The 21,723-nt window shown below is 71.4% G+C and carries 22 protein-coding genes; 9 read left to right on the forward strand and 13 right to left on the reverse strand.

All coding sequences use genetic code 11. From position 1 onward, the window contains the following. Positions 1–189 precede the first annotated feature (189 nt). From OG496_RS07850 to OG496_RS07860, 3 genes are read right to left on the reverse strand one after another with little or no spacing between them, the layout of a single operon-like run. Positions 190–2,751, reverse strand: coding sequence for an ABC transporter permease (locus OG496_RS07850; protein WP_405970169.1), 2,562 nt, complete (start codon positions 2,749–2,751; stop codon positions 190–192). Further along, positions 2,748–3,500 carry an ABC transporter ATP-binding protein gene (locus tag OG496_RS07855; RefSeq protein ID WP_405970170.1) on the reverse strand — a complete coding sequence of 251 codons (753 nt, stop codon included), beginning with the start codon at positions 3,498–3,500 and terminating at the stop codon, positions 2,748–2,750. Before OG496_RS07855 ends, OG496_RS07850 begins: the two co-directional genes overlap by 4 nt. Beyond that, positions 3,497–3,808 carry an SHOCT domain-containing protein gene (locus tag OG496_RS07860; RefSeq protein ID WP_405970171.1) on the reverse strand — a complete coding sequence of 104 codons (312 nt, stop codon included), beginning with the start codon at positions 3,806–3,808 and terminating at the stop codon, positions 3,497–3,499. Before OG496_RS07860 ends, OG496_RS07855 begins: the two co-directional genes overlap by 4 nt. A 213-nt stretch (positions 3,809–4,021) precedes the next feature. Here OG496_RS07860 and OG496_RS07865 point away from each other — a divergent pair, with 213 nt between their 5' ends. The 6 genes from OG496_RS07865 (at position 4,022) to OG496_RS07890 (ending at position 8,449) form a co-directional block, all read left to right on the forward strand. Continuing rightward, positions 4,022–4,588: a TetR/AcrR family transcriptional regulator gene (locus tag OG496_RS07865; protein ID WP_405970172.1), complete on the forward strand. Its 567-nt coding sequence runs from the start codon at positions 4,022–4,024 to the stop codon at positions 4,586–4,588. A 12-nt stretch (positions 4,589–4,600) separates the two neighbouring features. Beyond that, the gene (locus OG496_RS07870) at positions 4,601–4,996 is read left to right on the forward strand and encodes a cupin domain-containing protein (protein WP_405970173.1); all 396 of its coding nucleotides are present in this window, start codon (positions 4,601–4,603) and stop codon (positions 4,994–4,996) included. Positions 4,997–5,007: 11 nt separating this feature from the next. Continuing rightward, positions 5,008–5,592 carry a DUF4865 family protein gene (locus tag OG496_RS07875; protein WP_405970174.1) on the forward strand — a complete coding sequence of 195 codons (585 nt, stop codon included), beginning with the start codon at positions 5,008–5,010 and terminating at the stop codon, positions 5,590–5,592. Then, on the forward strand, positions 5,586–6,500 hold the full coding sequence (locus OG496_RS07880) for a phosphotriesterase (protein WP_405970175.1): 915 nt from the start codon (positions 5,586–5,588) through the stop codon (positions 6,498–6,500). Before OG496_RS07875 ends, OG496_RS07880 begins: the two co-directional genes overlap by 7 nt. Before the next feature lie 168 nt (positions 6,501–6,668). Continuing rightward, positions 6,669–7,682 carry a permease gene (locus tag OG496_RS07885; RefSeq protein ID WP_366495145.1) on the forward strand — a complete coding sequence of 338 codons (1,014 nt, stop codon included), beginning with the start codon at positions 6,669–6,671 and terminating at the stop codon, positions 7,680–7,682. Next, positions 7,679–8,449 (forward strand): TIGR03943 family putative permease subunit, encoded by a 771-nt coding sequence (locus OG496_RS07890; protein WP_405970176.1) that lies wholly within the window; start codon positions 7,679–7,681, stop codon positions 8,447–8,449. Before OG496_RS07885 ends, OG496_RS07890 begins: the two co-directional genes overlap by 4 nt. 14 nt (positions 8,450–8,463) lie before the next feature. Here OG496_RS07890 and OG496_RS07895 read toward each other — a convergent pair whose 3' ends face one another. Further along, positions 8,464–9,933: a ketol-acid reductoisomerase gene (locus OG496_RS07895; RefSeq protein ID WP_405970177.1), complete on the reverse strand. Its 1,470-nt coding sequence runs from the start codon at positions 9,931–9,933 to the stop codon at positions 8,464–8,466. 88 nt (positions 9,934–10,021) lie between these two features. Here OG496_RS07895 and ilvY point away from each other — a divergent pair, with 88 nt between their 5' ends. Then, a complete protein-coding gene (ilvY, locus tag OG496_RS07900) occupies positions 10,022–10,873 on the forward strand; it encodes an HTH-type transcriptional activator IlvY (protein WP_405970178.1) in 852 nt (283 codons plus the stop codon). 116 nt (positions 10,874–10,989) lie between these two features. On the opposite strand, the gene OG496_RS07905 is transcribed toward ilvY, so the two are convergent. The 7 genes from OG496_RS07905 to OG496_RS07935 form a co-directional block, all read right to left on the reverse strand. Then, positions 10,990–12,171 carry an SPFH domain-containing protein gene (locus OG496_RS07905; RefSeq protein WP_366495149.1) on the reverse strand — a complete coding sequence of 394 codons (1,182 nt, stop codon included), beginning with the start codon at positions 12,169–12,171 and terminating at the stop codon, positions 10,990–10,992. 10 nt (positions 12,172–12,181) lie between these two features. Then, the gene (locus OG496_RS07910; protein ID WP_033278775.1) at positions 12,182–12,433 is read right to left on the reverse strand and encodes a hypothetical protein; all 252 of its coding nucleotides are present in this window, start codon (positions 12,431–12,433) and stop codon (positions 12,182–12,184) included. Positions 12,434–12,552: 119 nt separating this feature from the next. Further along, positions 12,553–13,791, reverse strand: a complete 1,239-nt coding sequence (locus tag OG496_RS07915) for an ROK family protein (protein WP_366495150.1) — start codon at positions 13,789–13,791, stop codon at positions 12,553–12,555. Between the two features lie 133 nt (positions 13,792–13,924). After that, the gene (locus OG496_RS07920) at positions 13,925–14,566 is read right to left on the reverse strand and encodes an alpha-ketoglutarate-dependent dioxygenase AlkB family protein (protein ID WP_405970179.1); all 642 of its coding nucleotides are present in this window, start codon (positions 14,564–14,566) and stop codon (positions 13,925–13,927) included. Positions 14,567–14,591: 25 nt separating this feature from the next. Continuing rightward, positions 14,592–15,203 (reverse strand): DUF6879 family protein, encoded by a 612-nt coding sequence (locus tag OG496_RS07925; protein ID WP_366495152.1) that lies wholly within the window; start codon positions 15,201–15,203, stop codon positions 14,592–14,594. A gap of 17 nt (positions 15,204–15,220) precedes the next feature. Further along, complete coding sequence (locus tag OG496_RS07930) at positions 15,221–16,438, reverse strand: hypothetical protein (RefSeq protein ID WP_405970180.1); 1,218 nt, start codon at positions 16,436–16,438, stop codon at positions 15,221–15,223. Next, the gene (locus OG496_RS07935) at positions 16,435–17,598 is read right to left on the reverse strand and encodes a HesA/MoeB/ThiF family protein (RefSeq protein ID WP_405970181.1); all 1,164 of its coding nucleotides are present in this window, start codon (positions 17,596–17,598) and stop codon (positions 16,435–16,437) included. Before OG496_RS07935 ends, OG496_RS07930 begins: the two co-directional genes overlap by 4 nt. A gap of 284 nt (positions 17,599–17,882) precedes the next feature. Here OG496_RS07935 and OG496_RS07940 point away from each other — a divergent pair, with 284 nt between their 5' ends. Continuing rightward, entirely contained in the window at positions 17,883–19,016 is a 1,134-nt protein-coding gene (locus OG496_RS07940; RefSeq protein ID WP_399393100.1) for a methyltransferase, read from the forward strand. Here the strand turns inward: OG496_RS07940 and OG496_RS07945 are convergent. Together OG496_RS07945 and OG496_RS07950 are read right to left on the reverse strand one after the other, a co-directional pair. Then, a complete protein-coding gene (locus tag OG496_RS07945; RefSeq protein ID WP_405970182.1) occupies positions 19,006–19,875 on the reverse strand; it encodes a ketose-bisphosphate aldolase in 870 nt (289 codons plus the stop codon). The two genes, OG496_RS07940 and OG496_RS07945, sit on opposite strands and share 11 nt — an antisense overlap. Positions 19,876–19,909: 34 nt before the next feature. Further along, a complete protein-coding gene (locus tag OG496_RS07950; RefSeq protein WP_366495156.1) occupies positions 19,910–20,791 on the reverse strand; it encodes an SIS domain-containing protein in 882 nt (293 codons plus the stop codon). Between the two features lie 127 nt (positions 20,792–20,918). Between OG496_RS07950 and OG496_RS07955 the strand changes: the two genes are divergently transcribed. Then, positions 20,919–21,698 carry a DeoR/GlpR family DNA-binding transcription regulator gene (locus OG496_RS07955; protein WP_405970183.1) on the forward strand — a complete coding sequence of 260 codons (780 nt, stop codon included), beginning with the start codon at positions 20,919–20,921 and terminating at the stop codon, positions 21,696–21,698. The last annotated feature ends 25 nt before the right edge of the window (positions 21,699–21,723 follow it).

Raw genomic sequence — 21,723 nt, forward strand, 5'->3', positions numbered from 1 at the left:
CTTCGGGGCGCTGGAAGCCGGTGTTGAGAGCCCCAGCGTGCTCGGCGCTGCGCGCCTCCGCGCGCTGGGGCTCTCAACACCGGCGCGCCCCTACGGCTCCCTCTCGGCCGTCGTCGTGGGGACAGTCGACTTGGTGGGCCCGCACCCCTGGTGAAGGTTGACGCCGTTCGCTTCTCTACCGGTGTTCGATCACTCGGTGGCAATCGCCCGCAGTACGTCCAGTCGTGCCGCTCGGCGTGCCGGGCGCAGGCCCGCAAGGGCACCTGCGGCGACGCCCACCAGGGTCACCACCACGAGTTGAACCGGTGGGAGTGCGAAGGCGAAGGTGCTGTCGCTCGCTCCGTCCGAGGCCTTGACCAGGACCCAGCCCAGGAAGGCGCCGAGGGTGAGGCCGCCGACGGTGCCGAAGGCCGCGACCAGGACCGACTCCCAGCGGACCATCGCCCGGAGTTGGGAACGGGTCTGGCCTACTGCCCTCAACAGGCCCAGTTCGCGGGTGCGTTCGTGGATCGCCAGGGTGAGGGTGTTGGCGATGCCCAGGAGCGCGATCAGGACCGCCAGGGCCAGCAGCGCGTAGACGAGGGTCAGCATCATGTCGATGCCGCCGGCCGAGGACTGCGCGTATGCGTGGCGGGTCTGGACCTGTGGGTTGCCGTAGTGGGTCGCGACCTTCTCGACCGCCGCCTTGCCCTTGGCCGTGCTCACGCCGTTCTTGAAGGAGACGGCGACGAGTGTGTCGGAGTCCTGGGTGCGGTGCGGGGCCCAGGCCGCGCGGGTGATGACGTAGTCGCCGGCGAGTTCGGACTCGCCGTAGACCGCTCGGACTGTGAAGGTCTGGTTCTTGCCGTCGGTGAAGGTGAGTTGGGCCTTGCTGCCGGTGGTCAGGTGTTGGCGGTCGGCCTCTGTCTTGGTGATGGCGATGCCGTCGGTGCCGAGGGTGTTCAGGGAGCCGTGGACCGTTCCCAGGTCGAAGGTGCGGGCCAGGGCGGTGGGGTCCGTCACCGTCAACGCCCGTCCCTTGCCGTCTACTTCGGCTACTCCTCGGCCAAGTCCCACTGCCGTGTCCACCTCGGGCAACTTGCCGATGGCTCCGGCGAGTCGGGGGCTCAGGCCGCTGCCACCCGCGCCGAAGGACGGGGTGCTGACGGCCACGTCACCGGCGAAGGAGCGGGACACCGTCTGGTCCATCGTCGCCTTCAACGAGGCGCCGAACACGGTGAACAGGGACACCACGGCCACCCCGATCATCAGCGCGCTCGCGGTGGCGGCCGTACGGCGGGGGCTGCGCAGGGCGTTGCGTCGGGCCAGTCCGCCGGTGACCCCGCGCAGGCGGTCGAGGGGGCTGCCCAGGACGCGGACCGCCGTGGAGGAGGCGACCGGACCGAGGACCACGAAGGCGACCAGAGCGAGTACCGCCCCAAGTCCCGCCAGCAGCAAGGACGGTGAGATCAGTACGCCGGTGAGGGTGGCTCCCATCGCGAAGGCGGCGAGGGCCATTCCCGTCACCGCTCGGACGCGGGACGCGCCTGACTGGTCGACGGCCGTCTCGCGCAGCGCCGCCAGGGGTGCGGTGCGGCCCGCTCGTACCGCCGGCATGAGTGCCGAGCCGAGGCAGACGATGATGCCGACCGCGAGGGGCAGGACCATGGAGAGCGTCCGGATCACCAAGTCGCCCCCGGGGAACGGGAATCCGATCGCCGGGAACAGCATCTTCAGTCCGGCCGCGATGCCGATGCCGCCCGCCAGTCCGGCGGCCGACGCGGTCACGGCGACGACGCTCGCCTCGGTGACGGTGGCCGCGGTGACCTGGCGGCGGGAGGCGCCGAGGGCCCTCAACAGGGCGTTCTCGCGGGTGCGTTGGGCGATGACGATCGCGAACGTGTTGTGGATGGAGAAGGTCGCGACCAGGAGGGCGATGCCGGAGAACACCAGGAGGAACGTGGTGAAGATGGTCAGGAACTGGGACGAGATCATGTCCGTGTTCTCCTGCGCCGACTTCTGACCCGTGATCGCCTCAACTCCCTTGGGGAGTACGGGATTCAGGCGGTCGACCAGTGCCTGTTGGCTTACGCCCGGGCCGGCCCGGACCTGGATGCTCGCCGCCTCGCCCGGTTTCGCCGTGAGGTACTTCTCGGCGTCGGACTGGGTCATGCCGGTGAACGTCACCTGTGCCATGCCGTCCTCGCCGCCGAAGGTCGCGAGGCCCACGATCGTCACCTTGACGGGGTCGGGGGTGCGCAGGGTCGTCGTGTCACCGATCTTCAGGTGGCCCTTGTCGGCGGCACCCCGGTTGATGACAACCTCACCCGACCTGGCCGGAGTTCGGCCTTCCGCGAGGCGGTACGGGTTGAGTTCCGGGTCGGTGATCCAGTTGCCGGCGAGGGTGGGCGGGCCCTTGCCACCGATGGCCTCGCCGTTGGCGCCGACGAGTTGGCCCGCGCCCTGGATGCTGGGGGCGGCGGCCGCGACGCCGGGGACTTGGTCGACGGTCTTCACCAGGGCTGTGCTCACCGGTTGCCGAACGCCCTGGCTCTCGCCGGGTGTCGTGATGGCGTCGGCGCTGCGGACCACCGCGTCCGTGCCGCTGGTCGCGTCGCCGAACATGGTGTCGAAGTTGGCGCGCAGGGTGTCGCCCATGACGAGGGTCCCGGCGAGGAAGGCGACCCCGAGGAACACGGCGAGGAACGTACCGGCGAAGCGCCTTCTGTGGGCCCGCAGGGAGGACATGCTCAGGCGCACGGACGCGTTCATGACCTCACGTCCTCGAAGGCCTTCAGGCGGTCCAGGACCTTTTCGGCCGTGGGGGCTTCCATACGGTCCACCAGGCGTCCGTCCGCGAGGAAGACGACCTCGTCCGCGTGGGCGGCGGCTACCGGGTCGTGGGTCACCATCACGACCGTGCGGTCCGTCTGCGCTACGGCACGGCGGAGCAGACCGAGGACCTCGCCGCCGGAGCGCGAGTCGAGGTTGCCGGTCGGCTCGTCGGCGAAGACGACCTCCGGCCGGCCCGCGAACGCCCTTGCCACGGCGACGCGTTGCTGCTGGCCGCCGGAGAGTTCCGAGGGGCGGTGGTGGAGCCGGTCGCGCAGGCCTACGACGTCGACGAGTGCGTCGATCCACTCCCGGTCGCCCCTGGTTCCGGAGAGGTCGAGGGGCAGGGTGATGTTCTCCGCGACGGTCAGCGTCGGCACCAGGTTGAACGCCTGGAAGACGAAGCCGACGCGGTCGCGGCGGAGGAGGGTGAGGCGGCGGTCGTCGAGGGAGCCGAGTTCCGTGTCGCCGATGTACGCGGCACCCGAGGTGAGCGTGTCGAGTCCGGCCGCGCAGTGCATCAGGGTGGACTTGCCGGAGCCCGAGGGGCCCATGATCGCGGTGAAGCGGCCGGCCGGGAAATCGACGCTCACCCCGTCCAGGGCGCGTACGGCGGTGTCGCCGACGCCGTACACCTTGACGGCGTCGACGACCCGCGCGGCCGTGCGGGTGGTGGTCGCGGTGGTCATGCCGCGCCGCCTCCCTTGCCGGCGGTGCGGCCGAACTGCTCGTCCAGGACGGACAGGCGGCGCCAGTACTCGTCCTCGTCGATCTCGCCGGAGGCGAAGCGGCGGCCGAGGACGGCGAGCGGGGAGTCGCCGGTGGGGCGGGTGTCGGCCATCGCGCGCCACGGTCCGCCACGCCCGATCCCGCGACCGCGCCAGACCGTGCGGCGCAGGACGGTCACCACGCCGACCACCACGGCCGCCCAGATCAGCGGGAAGAACAGGATCCACGGGCCGGGGCCGCCGCCGTTCCAGTTCGCCAGAGTCTGCATGTCGATTCATCTCCAAGGAGTCCGGAGCCCTCGATGGGCTTCCTGTGATGTCCGGTGATGCATCGAGACTGGCTCCTGGGAGGGGTCCGGGTCGTCGTACGGCCAGCGGCAGTGTGCGTACCTCCCGGGGAGTACGCGGGGTCGTTCCGGCTGCTCCCGCCGCCCGTCGATAACTTCTCGACTTCTGTACCTACTAGTATGTACAGTCCGGGCATGAGCACCCCGGAGCGACTGATCGAGTCCACCCGCGAGCTGTTGTGGGAGCGCGGCTACGTCGGCACCAGCCCCAAGGCGATCCTGGAGCGCGCGGGCGCCGGGCAGGGCAGCATGTACCACCACTTCAAGGGCAAGCCGGAGCTGGCGCTGGCCGCGATCCGGCGGACGGCCGAGGAGTTGCTGGCCACCGCCGAGGGAGTACTCGACGGGCCCGGCACGCCGTACGAGCGGATCGAGGCCTATCTGCGGCGCGAGCGCGATGTGCTGCGCGGGTGTCCGGTCGGGCGGCTGACGATGGATCCGGACGTGATCGCCAGCGCCGAGCTGCGGGAACCGGTCGACGCGACGCTCGACGCGATCCGTGAGCGGCTCGCCGGAATCGTCGAAGAGGGCAAGGAGCAGGGGCAGTTCGGGTCGGAGCTGGACGGCGAGGAGATCGCCGCCACCATCCTCGCGACCGTGCAGGGCGGGTATGTGCTCGCCCGCGCGTCCGGGTCGCCGGCCGCCTTCGACGCCGGTGTCCGGGGACTGCTCTCCCTTCTCTCGCCCATGTCCTCCCGATAGGAGTCCAGGTACGTGCGGATCAGCAGGAAGCACCCCGACACACGGCAGGGACCGGCAGAGAACTTCACCGGCACGGTGTGGCTCGACGAAATTGCCTCGCCCCAACCACCGTCCCGGATAAGGATGTTCAGCGTGCACTTCACGCCGGGCGCGCACACGGCGTGGCACACACACCCGCACGGCCAGGTGCTGCACGTGACGGAGGGCGAGGGTCTGGTGCAGCGCAAGGGCGGTGCCGTCGAGCCGATCCGCGCGGGCGACACAGTGTGGATCGAACCGGACGAGTGGCACTGGCACGGCGCCGCACCGCGCACGTTCATGACGCATCTCGCGGTCGTCGAGGCCGCGGAGGACGATACGACCGCCTGTTGGTACGAGCATGTCGACCCTGCGAACTACCCGGCCTGAGGAGGCACTTGATGCACGCGATGCAGTACGGACTCACTCTGCCCGCGGACTACGACATGGGCATCATCCGGGGCCGGGTCGCGCGGGTCGGGCAGCTGCTCGACGACTGGGACGGGCTCGGCTTCAAGGCGTATCTCCTGCGCGAGCGCGGGGTGCACGGTTCGCCGGTCAACCAGTACGCGCCGTTCTATCTGTGGAACACGGTCGAGGGCATGAACCGCTTCCTCTGGGGCGGCGCCTTCCAGGGGCTCGTCAACGACTTCGGGCGACCTGAGGTGTCGCAGTGGACGGGCCTCGCCTACGAGGAGGGCGGCGCCGCGGGTGCACCGGCGGCCGTCGCCGTGCGGCAGCGTCAACGGATAGCAGGGAGTGGGGAGTTGGCAGCGGTGATGGAGGACGCGGTGGGTGAGACCCGGCGGCTGGCCGGTGAGGACGGCGCGGTGCTCGCGGCGGCGGCCGTGGACCCGTACAGCTGGGAGCTCGTCCACTTCTCGCTCTGGGAGCACGAGTCGCCGAAGGCGGAGGGAGACGTGTTCCAGGTGCTGCACCTATCGGCGCCGGGGCGGGGCGGGTTACCGCGGGGGCGACAGTGGTAAATGCCCGCGTCCGTACGGTACTTGGGGATGTGGATCCACGGCTGTTGGGTCTGTGCGACGCGCACGACCACCTCTTCATCCGCAGCCCGCAACTCCCCGGCCAGGAATTGGGCGACGCCTCGGCCGCGCGGGCCGAGTTGAACGTGTTCCGTTCCGTCGGCGGGGGCAGCGTCGTGCAGTGGACGCCGTACGGGATGGGGCGGCGGGTCGTCGATCTGCCGCAGCTGTCCCGGTCGACGGGGGTGCACGTGGTCTGCGCGACCGGGTTGCACCAAGCGGCGCACTACAGCCCGGAGTTGCTGGAGAGTCTGCGTGGCGGGCTGGCCGAGGTCTTCGTCTCCGAACTGACGGAAGGCGTCGGTCAGTCCGGGGTCCGCGCCGGGATCATCAAGGTCGCGGGCGGCTTCCACGGACTCGACGCGCACGCCCGCTGGACGATGACCGCCGCGGCCGAGGCCCACCGCGCGACGGGCGCGCCCATCGCCGTCCATCTGGAGCTGGGCACGGGCGCTCTCGACGTACTCGACCTGCTGTGCGGCAAGTTGGGGGTCGAACCGCACCGGGTGATCCTCGGCCACCTCAACCGCTCCCCCGACCCGGTGGTCCAGCGACAGGCCGCCGACGCGGGCGCCTACCTGGCGTTCGACGGCCCGTCCCGTGCCCACCACGCCACGGACTGGCGGATGCCTGACGCGGTCCGGGCGCTGGCCGAGGCAGGGTTCGGCGACCGGCTGCTGCTCGGCGGGGACACGGTGGTCGCCGGGGCGCGCTCGGTGGACGGCGGTCCGGGGATGCCGTACCTGCTGCGGCGGGTGCGGCCACGGCTCGCGGTGGAGCTGGGTGAGGAGTTGGTGGGGCGGGTGTTCACGGAGAACCCCGCCAAGGCGTTCTCCGTCGAGTGGGGTTGACGGAGATTCCCCCATGCCCTTCGTCCGTATCGACGCATCGCGCGCCGACCCCGCACGCCTCGACGCGCTAGGCCGTGCCGTGCAGTACGCCCTCGCGCCGGAGGCGGTCGCCGAGGGCTGAGGCGGGCCCGCTATGTTCGACGCGAACATCGAACATGTGGAGCTCGTGTGCAGACGACGACGGTGGAGCCGCCGAGAGCGGCGGAGGCGGATGTCACGGCGACCGGGTGGCCCCGGTCCTGGCCGCTCATGCTGCTCGGGGCGGCCGTCGTTCCGGGGCTGATGCTGTTCGTCGTCGGGCGGTGGCTGGACGCGCCGGCCGTGCAGGCCTGGCGGACCGTGTGTCTCGCCATCACCACGCAGGCGCTGCCCTTCCTGCTGCTCGGTACGGCTCTGTCGGGGGCGATCAACGCGTTCGTGCCGGCGCGGGTGTTCACGAAGGTGCTGCCCAAGCGGGCCGTGTTCGCCGTGCCGGTGGCCGGGATGGCGGGGGTCGTGCTGCCGGGCTGCGAGTGCGCGTCGGTGCCGGTCGCGAACAGTCTGATCGGGCGCGGGGTCACCCCGGCCGCCGCTTTCGCGTTCCTGCTCTCGGCGCCCGCGATCAACCCGGTCGTGCTGACCGCCACCGCGATCGCGTTTCCTGCCAGCCCGGTCATGGTGCTGGCCCGGCTGCTCGCCTCGCTCGCGACCGCCGTGGTGATGGGCTGGCTGTGGCTCTGGCTGGGGCGCGAGGAGTGGCTGCGGCCGGTCGCGCGGCACACCGGGCACCGGCCGGGGCACAGCCGCTTCACCGAGTTCCGCACCGGCTTCCAGCACGACTTCCTGCACGCGGGCGGGTTCCTGGTCGTCGGCGCGATGGCGGCGGCGACCTTCAACGTCGCGGTCCCGCGCTCGGTGCTCGACACCTTCGCCGGCTCGCCCTGGCTCTCCGTGCTGTTCCTGGCAGCGCTCGCGATCATCCTCGCGGTCTGCTCCGAGGCCGACGCGTTCGTGGCGTCCTCCCTCACGGGCTTCTCCCCCACTGCCCGGCTCGCTTTCATGGTCGTGGGCCCCATGGTCGACCTGAAGCTGATCGCCCTCCAGGCGGGCACGTTCGGCCGGGCCTTCGCGGCTCGCTTCTCCGCCGCCACGACGGTCGTCGCGGTGCTGTCCAGCGCGCTGATCGGAGCCGTACTGCTGTGAGACGCCCTCTCCAGGTGACCCTGCTCGTCCTCAGCGGCCTGGGCCTGCTGCACGCCTCGCTCTTCACCGACCTGTGCCTGCGCTACGTCAAGCCGAGCATGCGCCCGATGCTCGTCGTGTCCGGGTTCCTGCTGATCCTGCTCGGCATCGCGGAGGCGTGGTCACGGTCCCGGCAGAACCCGAGTGTGGACGATCACCACATAGGCGAGAACCACACCGAACACCCCGAAGAGCACATGGGCCACAACCACTCCAAGGTCCCCCGCATCGCCTGGCTGCTCTTCCTCCCCGCGCTCAGCCTCCTCTTCTACGCCCCGCCCGCCCTCGGCGCCTACACCGCCTCCCGCGCGGCCACCAAGGCCGTCCCGGTACAGGACGCCTTCGATCCGCTGCCCGCGACCTCGCCGCTGCCGATGACCCTCACGGACTTCACCACCCGCGTGCAGCAGGACCGCAAACGGGCCATCAAGGACCGCACCGTCCAGATGACCGGGTTCGTCACGCCCGACAAGGGATCCGCCTACTGGGACCTGACCCGCATCATGATCTCGTGCTGCGCGGCGGACGCCCAGTCCATCAAGGTGCGGGTCTACGGCATCCCGGCCCTGTCCGCCAACACCTGGGTGACGATCACCGGGACCTGGCACGCGGGCGGAACCCTGGGGACGAGTTCCGCCGTGGCCGCGCTCGACGGTGTCACCGTCGAGAAGGTCGCCAAGCCGGTGAACGCCTACCAGGACGCCCTGCCGTTCGGGTCCCCACGCTGAGCCGGACCGCCGAGCTAGGCCACCGAAATGTCCACGGAGGGGCGCAGTTTCGCCGCCGCGGCGAGGGCCTCGTGCATGGGGTGGGTGCCGAAGGCCTCCAACAGGGCTCCGTCCGCCGGGAGTTCGGACGCCGGGTAGGCGATCTGCTCGTAGGCCGCCTGGAAGCGCGGACCCCAGCGCCGGGCGCCCAGGCGGGCCGTGCGGGAGCAGTTGTCGACCATGTAGGCCACATCACGGGCGTGCATGTAGGGCAGCAGCGAGTCGACGGCCTCGATGACGGACTCGTTGACGATCTCCGACCAGGGGTGGCCGCGCTCGGCGAACTCGTCGACCTGGGCGGTCATCGTCGCCACGAACACCCCGGCGGTGAACGGCTCGACGGGCAGGACCCGTTCGGCCCGGCGCGCCCGCACCTCCGCTCCCACGGCCCACATCGGGGAACCGCCGATCCCGCTCATCTCCCGTGCCCCGAGCCGCCGTTCGGCCAGGACGACGCTGCGCAGCTCGGTGCCGTCGGCGACCTCGTCGTAGATCTCGGCGACGATCTCGCGGGCGGGGCCGTAGGTCGCCGAGTACGCGCGGTCGAAGACCTCCCGTCCGGCCGGGTCCAACTCCTCGCGGACGGCGCGGAGTCCAGCCTGGGAGATGGTGCGGGCGATCGGGCCGGTGACGTTCTCGCAGGAGCGCTCGTACGCGGTCACCGCGTCGTCGCCGGTCAGGCGGTAGCGCGTGAAGAGGCTCTCGACGATGCCGTGGACGGCGCCGAGCAGGATCGCGCGTTCGCCGACGATGTCTGAGCGGTACTCGCTCTCCAGGGTGGTGCGGAAGGTGTACGGCGAGCCGAGCGCGACCGACCAGCCGAGCGCGCGGTCGGTGGCCCTGCCGTCGGGGTCGGCGTGGACCGCGTAACTGCTGTTGATACCCGCGCCGTTGATCTCGGCGCCCTGCTCGTAGAGCCGGCGCACGGAGTCGCCCATGCCCTTGGGGCAGACGGCGATGACTCCGTGTCCGGGCGGGAACTCCCCGCCGGTGGCCCGGAGATGACCGAGCAGGAAGCCGTGCGAGAGGCCGACGGTGGCGCCGGGCCTGAGGGCCGCGAAGATCTGCTCGTGGTGGGCGGCGAGGGCGGCGTCCGCGATGAGCAGGATCACCAGGTCGCTCTCTGCGGTGACCGCGAGCCAGTCGCCGAGGGTGCCGTCCTCCTCGGTGAAGCCGTGCACGCGGGCGTCGGCCGCCGATGCCGAGCCGGGGCGCAGGCCGACGCTCACCCGGATGTCCGTACGGGCGAGGGAGTCGCGCAGGTTGCGGGCCTGGGCGCGCCCCTGCGGGCCCCAGCCGATGACGCCGACACGGCGGACGCCGGCGAAGGCCTGCGGGAGCAGCGGGAAGAGGTGCCGTCCGCCGCGCAGGATGGTCTCCGTGCCGCCGGGCACGTCCATCGTTTCGAGGGTGAAGACGGCGGAGGTGTACGTGGTCGAGGTCATGGTGGAGTTGTAGGCTCCGGGCAGGTGTTGCGGCAAGCGCAACCTGCGCAGCGGGCTGTTGCGTGAGGTGAAAGGGCCAGGTCACGGTATGCGGGACGACCATCGGGAGCTACGGCTTTTCCTGCATCTGGCGCAGACGCTGAACTTCGGGCGGACGAGTCTCGACTGCCATGTCAGTCCGGCGACCCTCACGCGGACCGTGCAGCGGCTGGAGGCCGACCTCGGACACCGGCTCTTCGACCGCGGGGCGCGCGGGGTCTCCCTGACCGCGGAGGGGCACCGCTTCCGTGAATACGCCGTCCAGGCACTGGAGTTGTGGCGTGCCTACCGCGAGGAGCATCCCGACCCGGCCGAACTCACGGGCAGGCTGGCCCTGTTCGCGACGGTGACCGCCTGCCAGGCCCTGCTGCCCGACCTGTTGGCGCCCTTCCGAGCCGCGCATCCTCAGGTACGGCTCGATCTGCGGACCGGCGACGCGGCGGCGGCGCTGGCCCGCCTCGACGAGGGCGAGGTCGACGTGGCGGTCGCGGGCATCCCGGCGCGGCTCCCGGAGCCGTTGGTGAGCCGGACGGTCGCGGTGACCGAACTGGTCCTGGTCACCGCCCGCGACCGTCCCGACCCGGGTCTCGACGGCCCGTTCGTCCTCCCGCACCGGGGTCTGGTCCGCGAGGCGGCCGACCGCTGGTTCCGCACCCGGGGCACGACACCCGACGTGGCCTGCGAACCGGACGGCCACGAAGGCCTGTTGACCCTGGTCGCGCTGGGCTGCGGGACGGGCGTGGTCCCCCGCCTCGTCCTGGACAACAGCGCCGTACGGGAACGGCTGGCGGTGATCACGGCGGACCCACCACCGGAACCGTTCCCGATCGGGCTCTGCGTACGACGGACGGACCTGCGCCGCCCCCTGGTGGCAGCCCTGTGGAGCCTCACGGCGCCTTAGGCGCTCCAAAGGGGCGCGGGGCTGTATGTGATGTGCGGCTGCCGCCGCGCGGGCGCGACCAGCCACGGTGGCGCCGCACTGGACCGACGAACCTCCCGGTACTTCCGGCGGAGCGCTCAGTCCAGGTCGACCGGCCCGTCGTTCTTCTTCTCGTCCTTCTTCGCCTGCAGCTGGAGCAGGTTCTTGACCTCGTCGCCGGGACGGCGCCCGTCGGGGTCCGACCCGCTCAGGTTCCCCCGGACCGAGTCCAGGATCGTGAGGCCCTGCGAGACCAGGCCCGCGGCGATCTCGCCGAGCCCGTCCGCACCGTTGAGGACGTTGACGTTGGCGCCGGCAAGACCCCCCGCCGCTTCCTTCACGATCTGCGGAAGCTGGTCGATCAGCATCCGGTCGAGGGCGACCCGGTCGTACGACGCCGCCGCCTCGGCCTGGATCTTCATGCGTTCCGCCTCGGCGATGGCGAGCAGCTTGATCCGCTGAGCCTCGGCCTCGGCCGGCTTGACGATCTCGGCGACCAGCTGCTGCTGGCGCAACTCGGCCTGGCGCTGGGCCAGTTCGGTCTGCGCGGCCAGCACCTCCTGCTGGGCGTGGGCCTGCGCGAGCGGTCCGGCCTGCGCGGCCTGCGCCTGGGCGCGGTCGACCTCGGCCGAGTACTCGGCCTTGACCACCGCGGTCTGCCGGGCGTACTCGGCCTGGTTGCGGGCCGCGACCTGCTCCGCCTCGACGGAGGCCTGGGTGGCCTGGGCCTGGGCGATCTGGGCCTGCCGCTGGATGGCCGCCTTGTGCGGCGCGGACATGGCCTCGATGTAGCCGACCTCGCCGTCGTCGATCGACTGGATCTGCAGCGAGTCCACGATCAGGCCGATCTTGGCCATCTCGACCTTTGACGTGTCCAGCACCTCGGCGGCGAGCTTCTGCCGCTCCGTGACGATCTCCTCGACCGTCATCGAGCCGATGATGGACCGCAGGTGACCGGCGAAGATCCGGCCGGTCAGCACCGACATCTGGTCCTGGTCGGAGAGGAAGCGCTGGCCCGCGTTGATGATGCTCTCGGTGTCGTTGCCGACCTTGAACGCGATCACGGCGCGGACGTGCAGCGCGATGCCCTGGCGGGTCACACAGGTCTCGGTGACCTCGGCCTCGCACATCGACAGCGTGAGAAAACGGGTCTTGCGGAAAACCGGCAGCACGAACTTTCCGTGCCCCGTCACCACTCGGAACGGCGCGCCCCCCAGTCCCCGCCTGCCACCCGAGATCAGCATCGCCTCATCGGGGGCGGGAACGCGGTAACCGAACATGTCTTGCTCCTCACTCTGCGCCGGCGGGTTCGCCGTCCAGCGCGTCCAATGGATCCGCCCACTCGATGACGTGCACGGCACGTCGTCCACGGGACTCGATCACGAGCACCCTGGCCCCCGTGGGCAGGGGATCATCCGACCAGGCCAGGAATGTCTCGGAGCCGCCCCGGACCCGCACGAGGATCTCGCCGGGCCCCGCGCTTCCCCGGGTCTCGATGATCACCTCTCCCGTGCATCCGATCACGGGCTCGTCCTGCGGCATCACCGGCCGCCTCCATCCTCTGGCCTTAGGTTTCCGACGATAGACCCACTCGGGTCACGGACCCAACGGGCCCACCACACACCTTTTCCACGGCGTCCGCCGGGCGGCACCGCCCGCTGTCAGGACAGTGCCGCCAGCGGGTCGTCGAGGACCGGCTGCCACGCCAACTCGGCTGCCCCGACCAGGCTGTTGTGGTCCAGGGTGCAGGCGAGGATCGGCACGCCTCCGCTCTGCCCCCACAGGCTCCGGTCGGCGACGACCGCGCGCAGCCGGTCCGGGTCGGCGTCGAGGAGGGTGCGGTGCAGTCCGCCGAGGATGATCCGGTCCGGATTCAGGATGTTCACCAGTCCCGCGAGGCCAAGCCCGAGCCGGTCGATCAAGGTCTCGGCGGCCTTCCGGACGGACGGGTCGTCGTAGTGGCGGCGGATCAGCTCGTTGGACTCCTGGAGCAGGGAGACCTCGGGGCCGGGTTCGCGACCGGCGGCCGTGAGGAAGGCGAGCGGGTCGGCCTCGACGTCGAGGCAGCCGCGGCTGCCGCAGTGACAGGGGCGGCCCTCGGGGTTCACGGTGAGGTGCCCGACTTCGAGCGCCAGGCCCGAACTCCCGGTGTGCAGACGCCCGTCGAGCACCAGCGCGCCGCCCACACCCCGGTGTCCGGTCGCCACGCACAGCAGGTCGCGGGCGCCGCGGCCCGCGCCGTGCCGGTGCTCGGCGAGCGCGGCGAGGTTGACGTCGTTGCCCGCGAAGGCGGGTCCGGTGAGGCCGGCCGCTCGCACGCACTCGGCGAAGATCCGCCGCACGGGTGCGCCCGCGGGCCAGGCCAGGTGCAGGGGGTTCAGCGCCAGGCCGTCGGGCTCGGCCACGGCGGACGGTACGGCGAGCCCGGCGCCCACGCACCGCCGGCCGGTCTCGCGCAGGAGATCCGCGCCGGCCTCCACCACCGAGCCGAGCACCTTCGCCGGGTCGGCGTCCACGGCCTCGCAGCCGGGGGCGGTCGCGACGATCTGGCCGCCGAGCCCTACCAATGCGGCGCGGAAACCGTCGGCGTGCACCTGCGCGGCGAGCACGACGGGGCCGTCCTCGGCCAGCGCCAGCCGGTGCGAGGGGCGGCCCTGCGAACCGGCCGCGGCGCCGGGCCTGGCGTCGACCCTGATCAGGCCGAGGGCCTCCAGCTCGGCGGCTACCGCGCCGGCCGTCGCCCGGGTCACCCCGAGTTCCGCGGTGAGTACGGCGCGGGTGGGGGCGCGGCCGGTGTGCACCAGCTCCAGCGCGGGGCCGAGGGCTCCGCGGCCCCGGTCCAGCCGCGCTCTTGAGGTGGTCCCATCCCCCGCCGGCCGGGGGTCCGCCTTGCCGCTCATGAGGGCGAGTCTCCCATGATCCGCAGACGGGAGAGGTGACCGGTGTTCCGATGAAGGGCCGTGATCAAAGTGCGGCGGCGGTGGCTGGTCGCGCCCACGCGGCGGAGCCGCATATCGACAGAGCCCCGCGCCCCTAGAACCCGCTCACCCTGAGCGTGACATTCAACCTGCCCCTCAGCCCCAACTCCCTTGGCGCAGTGCCCTCGTAGACCCTCGGCACCCCGTGATACGCCAGCCTCGACGGACCGCCGAACACGAACAAGTCACCGCTCCTCAACTCGACGTCCGTGTACGGCTTGGTCCGGGTTTCGGTGTTGCCGAAGCGGAAGACGCAGGTGTCGCCGAGGCTGAGGGAGACCACGGGGGCGTCGGACTGTTCGTCGGCGTCGCGGTGCATGCCCATGCGGGCGTCGCCGCCGTAGAAGTTGATCAGGGCGATGTCGTACGACGCCGTCGGCGTCCCCAGTGTGTCGGTGACCGCCCGCCGCGCGAGTTCGTCGAGCCAGGTCGGGAAGGGCTTCACCGGGGTGCCGTCGCCGTCGGTCACCGTGCGGGAGTAGGCGTACGGGTACCAGTGCCAGCCCAGGCACACCTGCCGGGCGGTCATCGTGCCGCCGCCGGGGGTGCGGACCGTGCGCAGACCGGCGGGCGGGCGGGCCCATGTGCGGCAGGCCGCCAGCAGTTCGCGCTGGTGCTCGGTGTCGAGCCAGTCCGGGAGGTGTACGGCGCCGGGAGCGACCTCCGTCCGGGGCCTCGGGAAGAGTTCGGCGTCCATGCCCGCCATTCTGCCCGGGCCGGCGTCACAGACCGCGGGGAGCCGGCAGTCCGGCCACCTCGCGCGGGAAGTAGGTGTCCAGGGCCTCGCCGGCCGCGTAGAGGCGCTGGATGAGGGTGCGGGCCCGGGTCACGGTGGCGGGGTCGGTGTGCCGGACGGCGCCGTTGGGCTCGTTCGCCGGGGAGTAGTCGAGGACGTACACCGCGTCGGTGCCCATCAGACACAGCTCCGGCAGCGGACCCTCGGTCTCCTCCCCCACCACCTCCGTGGCGTCCAGTACGTTGACGCGCTCCCCGTACCCGAACTTGGTGTGAAGGATGGTCAACTCCCACTGGATGTACGGGATGAGCGGGGTCTCGACGACACGGACCCGGTGCATCGCGAAGCCCGCCGCCGCGATCTTGCCGTAGTGCTCCTCGTACTCGGGGCGCAACTCCTCGATCAGGCGCAGGGACCGGTCCCAGTCGCCGTGGCGCAGCGCCTGCCAACTGGGGAAGTCCCCCTCGTCGTAGCTCTGCATCCGCTCCAGTTTCCAGAAGCCCTCGGCGTCGGTGCGCCAGAAGCGGCGGTCGAAGTCGGCGATGTACGCGTCCTGGTCGAGGTATGTGCCCCCGGTGGCCGGGAACAGGTCTGGCATGCGGGGACACCTTTCGGTCAACTTCCGCGACGGGACCGGCGGTTGCGCCAGCGCGTGGTGAGCCACAGCACGTGGATAGCGGCAAGGGAAGCAAGGGTCAAGAGCGCGTCGGCGAGGTCTGCGCCGGTGTGCGCCGCGCGCAGGTGGGCCACCGCGCGAACGACGAGCCGGATGTCCGCGGGAGCGGTGCAGAACGCAAGTCCGGCCAGGCAGAGGGTGGTTCCGACGACCAGGACCGCGCTGTAGACCCGTACGGCACGCCGTTCCGCCGGCGGCAGCGGACGGCTGGGGTCGGCTGCGGGGCCTTCCCGGCGCAGCAGGCGCCTCGTCAGGTGACGGGCGTAGGCGCGGCCGTCCCCGTACAGGTCGCGGCAGCCGGTCAGGTCCTGCAGGACGAAGTAGACGTCCGTGCGCATGAACATCATCAACTGGAAGGTGAGCGGCAGCAGCGCCCACAGGACCGTCGCCGCGAGCAGCCGGTGCACGGCTGAGCCCGGCGCTGTCACGGTGAGGAGCAGGAACGCCGTGGCGGCCACGCCGAGGTTGACCGCGATGCCGGCGAGATAGGCCGTCAACCGGTGGCGCCTGGGGGCGAGTTCGATGCCGCTGATGTCCGTCTGGACGACCAGGAACTGCAGTCTGGTCCCGAATCCGATCCGGCCGGGGACGCCTGCGGCCCTGCCCACGGCGAGGTGCGCCAGCTCGTGCAGCAGGACGATCGACCAGCCCACGACGGCACCGGAGAGGATCACGATGCTTCCCCGGTCGCTCCACAACAGGTCGTGGTAGGTGGGCACGAGTTCGGGATGCCGCACGAAGGCGATCAGGGCGGCGAGGAGCAGGGCGGCCGGGAGGAGCGGGAGCCATGGGTTCAGCAGGAAGCGCACGTGTTCGGGCCGCAGTCCGGCGAGAGACGCCGGGCGTACCGGGTCGGTGGCCGGCGAGCGGCCCTCCGCCTCGGCCACGAAGCCCAGGGCGATGAGGTCGCGGACGAAGTCGGCCACGTCGGCCTCCTCGCCGGTCTCCGCGAGCAGCCGCTCCTGGGACTCCTCGACGCTCAGGCCCCGCTCCAGCAGCCGGATCACGCGGATACCGGCTTCAGGCACGGCCACGAACGTCCGGGTCTCGCGGCGTCCGACGATCCACTCCTCGCCGTCCGGCCGCCGGGTCAGGTCGTGCAGCCGCACCCGGGAGGCCGGCCCCACCGCGATCGCCGTCGCAGCGCTGTCGCTCACGACTCGCTCCCGCCGCAGGCCGGGCAGGCGGGGCGTCGGGGATAGCGGTTCAGCTCCGCCTCTCCCGGCCGCATCAGGTTGATGCCGTACCGGTAGCCCGGTTCGACCGCCGGCACGCCGGTGAGGGTGCTGAGCGCGGCGTGGACGAGCAGGCCGGCCGCGAGGGTGGCGGTCACCGCGTTGACGGGGCCCCAGTCCATCCGCGGTGACACCGACTCCGGGTCCTGGCCGGGCGCGAGCCGTAGATCGCGGGAGTCGGTGTCCTGGTCGCGGTGGCACCCGAAGCAGGCACCGCGGCCGGGCGCGAACACCCCGACCGTGACGTACGGTCCCCGGTAGCCGCCCTCGATCCACGGTGTGCCGGTCCGCAGACAGGCGCGGTTGGCCCAGTGGCGGATCTCGGGCGGGTGGTCGGCGCTCAGCACGAGCAGGTCGTGGCCGCCGCTCCGCGGTCCCGGGCGCAGGAGTGCCTCCAGATCGTCGGGGCCGTCGATCCGCTGCCGGGCGCCGGTGATCTCGATGTCGGAGTTCAGGGCACGGAGGGACTCCAGGGCCGCGTCCACCTTGGGGCGGCCGATGTCCCGTTCCCGGTAGAGGACCTGCCGGTTGAGGTTGGAGAGCTCCACGACGTCGGGGTCCAGGCAGTGCAGGTGACCGATACCGGAGGCGACGAGCCCCTGGGCCGCGCCGCCGCCGGCGCCGCCGAGTCCGACGAGCAGCACGCGCGCACGTGCCAGCCTGCGCTGCACCTCCCAACTCCCGGTGCGGGGTGAGCGGTCCATCCAGCGCAGCAGGGCGACCCCGCGGCCGTAGCGCTCCCGGTCGCGCTCGGAGAACTCCGGGGGCAGCGGGGCGGACGCGTCCTCCAGGAACCCGGCCTCGGCAAGATCGGCGATGGCTCCCAGGACGTCCTCGGCGGTGAGGCCGGGGTGGGCCGCGGCGACAGCGACGGCGATCTCGGGCGCGGTGCGGGTGCCGTCCAGAGCCTGGGTCAGCGGCCACACCCAGCCGTCCGGGTCCTCGATCTCGGCGCCGATCCCGTGGACGACGCTTCCGATGCGGACATGGCCGTCGCGGGTGACGTAGGGACGGTGCTCCGGCTTCACCCGGGGTCGCCAGGGCGATGTCGCGTTCCGCTCCCACAGGACGGATTCCGTCACCCGAGCACCCCTCCCGCCACATCTGACGCGTACATGACATACTTGTCCACCCGTGAACCCGTGACAAGGTTCTGCCCGTCCTTCGCTGGAGGCACCCATGATCAAGAAGATCACGATTCGGCCGCTCGACAAGAAGGAGACCACCGACCTGAGTCAGGGCGGCAGCAACTGAGGGCCTGAGCCACGACACGAACGCGGCGGCTCCGGGACTCCCGGGCGGCCCGACCGGCCATGAGCTGGCACTCGGTTAGCCTTGGCGCACGATGGACGACCATATCGACCGAATGACGACTCCGTGGGGCGACCGCGCCCTGGCCCGTTTCCCCGAGGACCCGCGCGACCGGCTGCGCGCCTGGGACGCCTCCGACGAATACCTTCTGCGGCAGCTCGCGGAACAGGACACCCCGCTGTCCGGCACGGTCGTGATCGTGGGCGACCGCTGGGGCGCCCTGGCCACGGCGCTCGCGGAGCACGGTCCGGTGCAGATCACGGACTCGTTCCTCACACAGGAGGCGACCAGGGCGAACCTCGCGCGCAACGAGGCCGCCGCGGATTCCGTACGGCTGCTCACCACCCAGGATCCGCCGCCCGAACGCGTCGACGTGCTGCTCGTGAGGGTGCCGAAGAGCCTGGCGCTGCTGGAGGACCAGTTGCTGCGGCTGGCGCCCGCGGTGCACGCGGACACCGTCGTCGTCGGCACCGGCATGGTGAAGGAGATCCACACCTCGACGCTGAAGCTGTTCGAGCGGATCCTCGGCCCGACCCGGACCTCGCTGGCCGAGAAGAAGGCCCGGCTGATCCACTGCACGCCCCGGTCGTCGGTGGCACGTGGCACCAACCCCTGGCCGCACAGTTACGCCCTGCCCGACGACATCGGTGTCGTCTCGGGGCGGACCGTGGTCAATCACGCGGGTGTGTTCTGCGCCGAGCGCCTCGACATCGGGACGCGTTTCCTCCTCCAGCATCTGCCCTCAAGTCCTGGGCTCGGCAAGGTCGTTGACCTCGGATGCGGCAACGGCGTCGTCGGTACGGCGGTGTCGCTGGCCGATCCGGAGGCCGAAGTCCTGTTCGTGGACGAGTCGTTCCAGGCCGTGGCCTCGGCGGAGGCCACGTACAAGGCCAACGGCGCACCCGGGCATGCCGAGTTCAGGGTCGGGGACGGACTGGTCGGAGTCCCGGCCGACAGTGTGGACCTCGTGCTGAACAATCCGCCGTTCCACTCCCACCAGGCGACGACCGACGCGACGGCCTGGCGGATGTTCTCCGGGGCGCGGCGCGCACTGCGGCCGGGCGGCGAGCTCTGGGTGATCGGCAATCGCCATCTCGCCTACCACGTGAAGTTGAAGCGGCTCTTCGGCAACAGTCAACTGGTCGCCAGCGACGCGAAGTTCGTGGTCCTGAAGGCCGTCAAGCGGTAACCCCACCGCGTCCGACGAGCACGCCGATGATCCGGGCCACCGCCTCCGCCATCGCCTCCCGTCCCACGCTCAGGTACTTGCGGGAGTCGACCGCCTCGGGGTGTTCGGCGAGGAACGCGCGGATGGCGCCGGTCATCGCCTGGTTGAGGGCCGTGCCCACGTTGACCTTGGTGATGCCACCGGCGACGGCCGCGGTCAGTTCGTCGTCGGGGACTCCTGAGGAGCCGTGCAGGACGAGGGGGACGTCCAGGGTCGCGGCGAGCCGCTTGAGGAGGTCGTGGTCGAGGGTGGCCGTACGGGTGGTCATGGCGTGCGAGCTGCCGATGGCCACGGCCAGCGCGTCCACTCCGGAGTCGGCGACGAAGGCGCGGGCCTGGGCCGGGTCGGTGCGGGCGCCGGATGCGTGGGCGTCGAGGGGCGGCTCACCGTTCTTGCCGCCGACCTCTCCCAACTCGGCCTCGATCCACAGCCCTTGGGCGTGTGCCCAGTCGGCGGCGGCTCGGGTCGCGGCGAGGTTCTCGGCGTAGGGCAGGCGGGCCGCGTCGTACATGACGGAGCTGAAACCGGCGGCCTGTGCCTGCCGTAGCAGGTCGTCGCTCTGGACGTGGTCGAGGTGCAACGCCACTGGTACAGCGGCCCGTTCGGCGGCGGCGACGGCCGCGCGGGCCAGCGGGAGGAGGCGGCCGTAGCGGAACTTGACGGCGTTCTCACTGACTTGGAGGACCACGGGGGCGCCGGTGCACTCGGCGCCGGCGATGACGGCCTCGACGTGTTCCAGCGTGATGATGTTGAAGGCGGCGACGGCGGAGCGGGTGGTGGCGGCGCGGGTGACGAGCTCGCCAGTGGTGACGAGGGGCACGGTCTTCCCTTTCCTGACCTGGAGTACCGGGGCTTCAGGGGGCGAGGATCACCGAGCGGGTGAGGTGGCGCGGGCGGTCGGGGTCCAGGTCGCGGTACGCGGCGACGGCTACCGCCAGGCGCTGGGCGCGGACCAGTTCGGCGAGCGGGTCGAGGCCGCCCTCGATCCACAACCCGCCGGTGGCGCCCACCTGTTGGGCGAGTCCCTCGGGTGCCTCGCCGAGCATCCAGGTGGCGGTGCCGTGGGTGGTGATGCTGATCGGGCCGTGTCGGTACTCCATCGCCGGGTAGGCCTCGGTCCAGGACAGTGAGGCCTCGCGCATCTTCAGCCCGGCCTCGTTGGCGAGTCCGACGGTCCAGCCGCGGCCGAGGAAGGTGAACTGGGTGCAGGCGACGAGCTGTTGGGGCAGTCCGGCGGCGAGCGCGGTGCGGGCGTCGGCGACCACGGCGTCGGTGTGCAGGCCCAGGTGGGCGCGGAGCAGGGAGACGGCGGTGGTCGCGAACCGGGTCTGCACGACGGACCGTTCGTCGGCGAAGTCGAGCACGACCACCTCGTCGGCGGCCGTCATGACCGGCGTGTGCGGGTCGGCGGTGATCGCGGTGGTGCGGGTGCGCCCCTTCAACTCCCGCAGGAGTTCAAGCACTTCGGTGGTGGTGCCGGAGCGGGTAAGGGCGAGGACCCGGTCGTACGTCCGCCCGTGCGGGAACTCCGAGGCGGCAAAGGCGTCGGTCTCGCCCTGGCCGGCGCCTTCACGCAGGGCGGCGATCGCCTGGGCCATGAAGTACGAGGTGCCGCAGCCGACGATCGCGACCCGCTCCCCCGGCACCGGCAGTACGTCCCGGTATCGGGGCGCCTCCGCCGCGGCGCGTATCCAGCACTCGGGCTGGCTGTTCAGCTCGTCCTCGACATAGGTCATGCCGTATCCCTCCCCGTTGATGCTTGTTCCTGCAAGATATAGCGAGCTTTCGAGCACAATCAAGCAATTGAACCAAGGGGACGTGCGCTAGGGTCGCGGAGAATCGAGGAACGGAGAGTGAGTGCGGATGTCGCGCGACGCCCGCTGGAAGGCGCTGCTGGAGCTGCTCGTCGAGCGCGGTCGGCTCGACGTCGAGGAGGCCGCGGCCGACCTCGCGGTGTCGGCCGCCACGATCCGCCGTGACTTCGACCAACTCGCCGAGCAGCAGATGCTGGTGCGCACCCGGGGCGGCGCCGTCGTGCACGGGGTGTCGTACGAACTGCCGTTGCGCTACAAGCCCGCCCGGCACGCCTCCGAGAAGCAGCGCATCGCGAAGGCGGTCGCCGAACTCGTCGCGCCCGGCGAGGCGGTGGGCCTGACCGGCGGCACGACGACCACGGAGGTGGCTCGCGCCCTGGCCGTGCGCAGTGACCTCACCTCCGGAACACCGGCGCTGACCATCGTGACCAACGCGCTCAACATCGCCAACGAGCTTGCCGTACGGCCCCAGTTCAAGATCGTGCTGACCGGCGGGGTCGCGCGCCCGCAGTCGTACGAACTCGTCGGGCCGCTCGCGGACGGGGTGCTCTCGCAGATCACCGTCGATGTGGCGGTGCTGGGTGTGGTGGCCTTCGACGTGACGCACGGCGCGGCGGCCCACGACGAGGCGGAGGCCGCGATCAACCGCCTGCTGTGCGAGCGCGCCGAGCGCGTGGTCGTCGCGGCCGACTCCAGCAAGCTCGGGCAGCGGGCGTTCGCCCGGATCTGCTCGGCGCAGGCGGTGAACACGCTGGTGACGGATGCGGGGGTGGGGGCGGACATGGTGCGGCGGTTCGAGGAGGTAGGGGTCGAGGTCGTCGCCGTGTGACGGCGGAGCCGCGCCGGGCCGCCTC

It is taken from the genome of Streptomyces sp. NBC_00988 (genome assembly GCF_045162645.1).
GTDB lineage: Bacteria > Actinomycetota > Actinomycetes > Streptomycetales > Streptomycetaceae > Streptomyces.

Coding starts and splice junctions, on each gene's coding strand:
- OG496_RS07915 (WP_366495150.1), bottom strand. CDS start 13,791: ATGAGCGGCAAGGCGGACCCCCGGCCGGCGGGGGATGGGACCACCTCA.
- OG496_RS07905 (WP_366495149.1), bottom strand. CDS start 12,171: ATGTTCGGTTACCGCGTTCCCGCCCCCGATGAGGCGATGCTGATCTCG.
- ilvY (WP_405970178.1), top strand. CDS start 10,022: ATGCGGGACGACCATCGGGAGCTACGGCTTTTCCTGCATCTGGCGCAG.
- OG496_RS07860 (WP_405970171.1), bottom strand. CDS start 3,808: ATGCAGACTCTGGCGAACTGGAACGGCGGCGGCCCCGGCCCGTGGATC.
- OG496_RS07855 (WP_405970170.1), bottom strand. CDS start 3,500: ATGACCACCGCGACCACCACCCGCACGGCCGCGCGGGTCGTCGACGCC.
- OG496_RS07865 (WP_405970172.1), top strand. CDS start 4,022: ATGAGCACCCCGGAGCGACTGATCGAGTCCACCCGCGAGCTGTTGTGG.
- OG496_RS07910 (WP_033278775.1), bottom strand. CDS start 12,433: ATGCCGCAGGACGAGCCCGTGATCGGATGCACGGGAGAGGTGATCATC.
- OG496_RS07940 (WP_399393100.1), top strand. CDS start 17,883: ATGACGACTCCGTGGGGCGACCGCGCCCTGGCCCGTTTCCCCGAGGAC.
- OG496_RS07895 (WP_405970177.1), bottom strand. CDS start 9,933: ATGACCTCGACCACGTACACCTCCGCCGTCTTCACCCTCGAAACGATG.
- OG496_RS07920 (WP_405970179.1), bottom strand. CDS start 14,566: ATGGACGCCGAACTCTTCCCGAGGCCCCGGACGGAGGTCGCTCCCGGC.
- OG496_RS07850 (WP_405970169.1), bottom strand. CDS start 2,751: ATGAACGCGTCCGTGCGCCTGAGCATGTCCTCCCTGCGGGCCCACAGA.
- OG496_RS07875 (WP_405970174.1), top strand. CDS start 5,008: ATGCACGCGATGCAGTACGGACTCACTCTGCCCGCGGACTACGACATG.
- OG496_RS07955 (WP_405970183.1), top strand. CDS start 20,919: ATGTCGCGCGACGCCCGCTGGAAGGCGCTGCTGGAGCTGCTCGTCGAG.
- OG496_RS07950 (WP_366495156.1), bottom strand. CDS start 20,791: ATGACCTATGTCGAGGACGAGCTGAACAGCCAGCCCGAGTGCTGGATA.
- OG496_RS07925 (WP_366495152.1), bottom strand. CDS start 15,203: ATGCCAGACCTGTTCCCGGCCACCGGGGGCACATACCTCGACCAGGAC.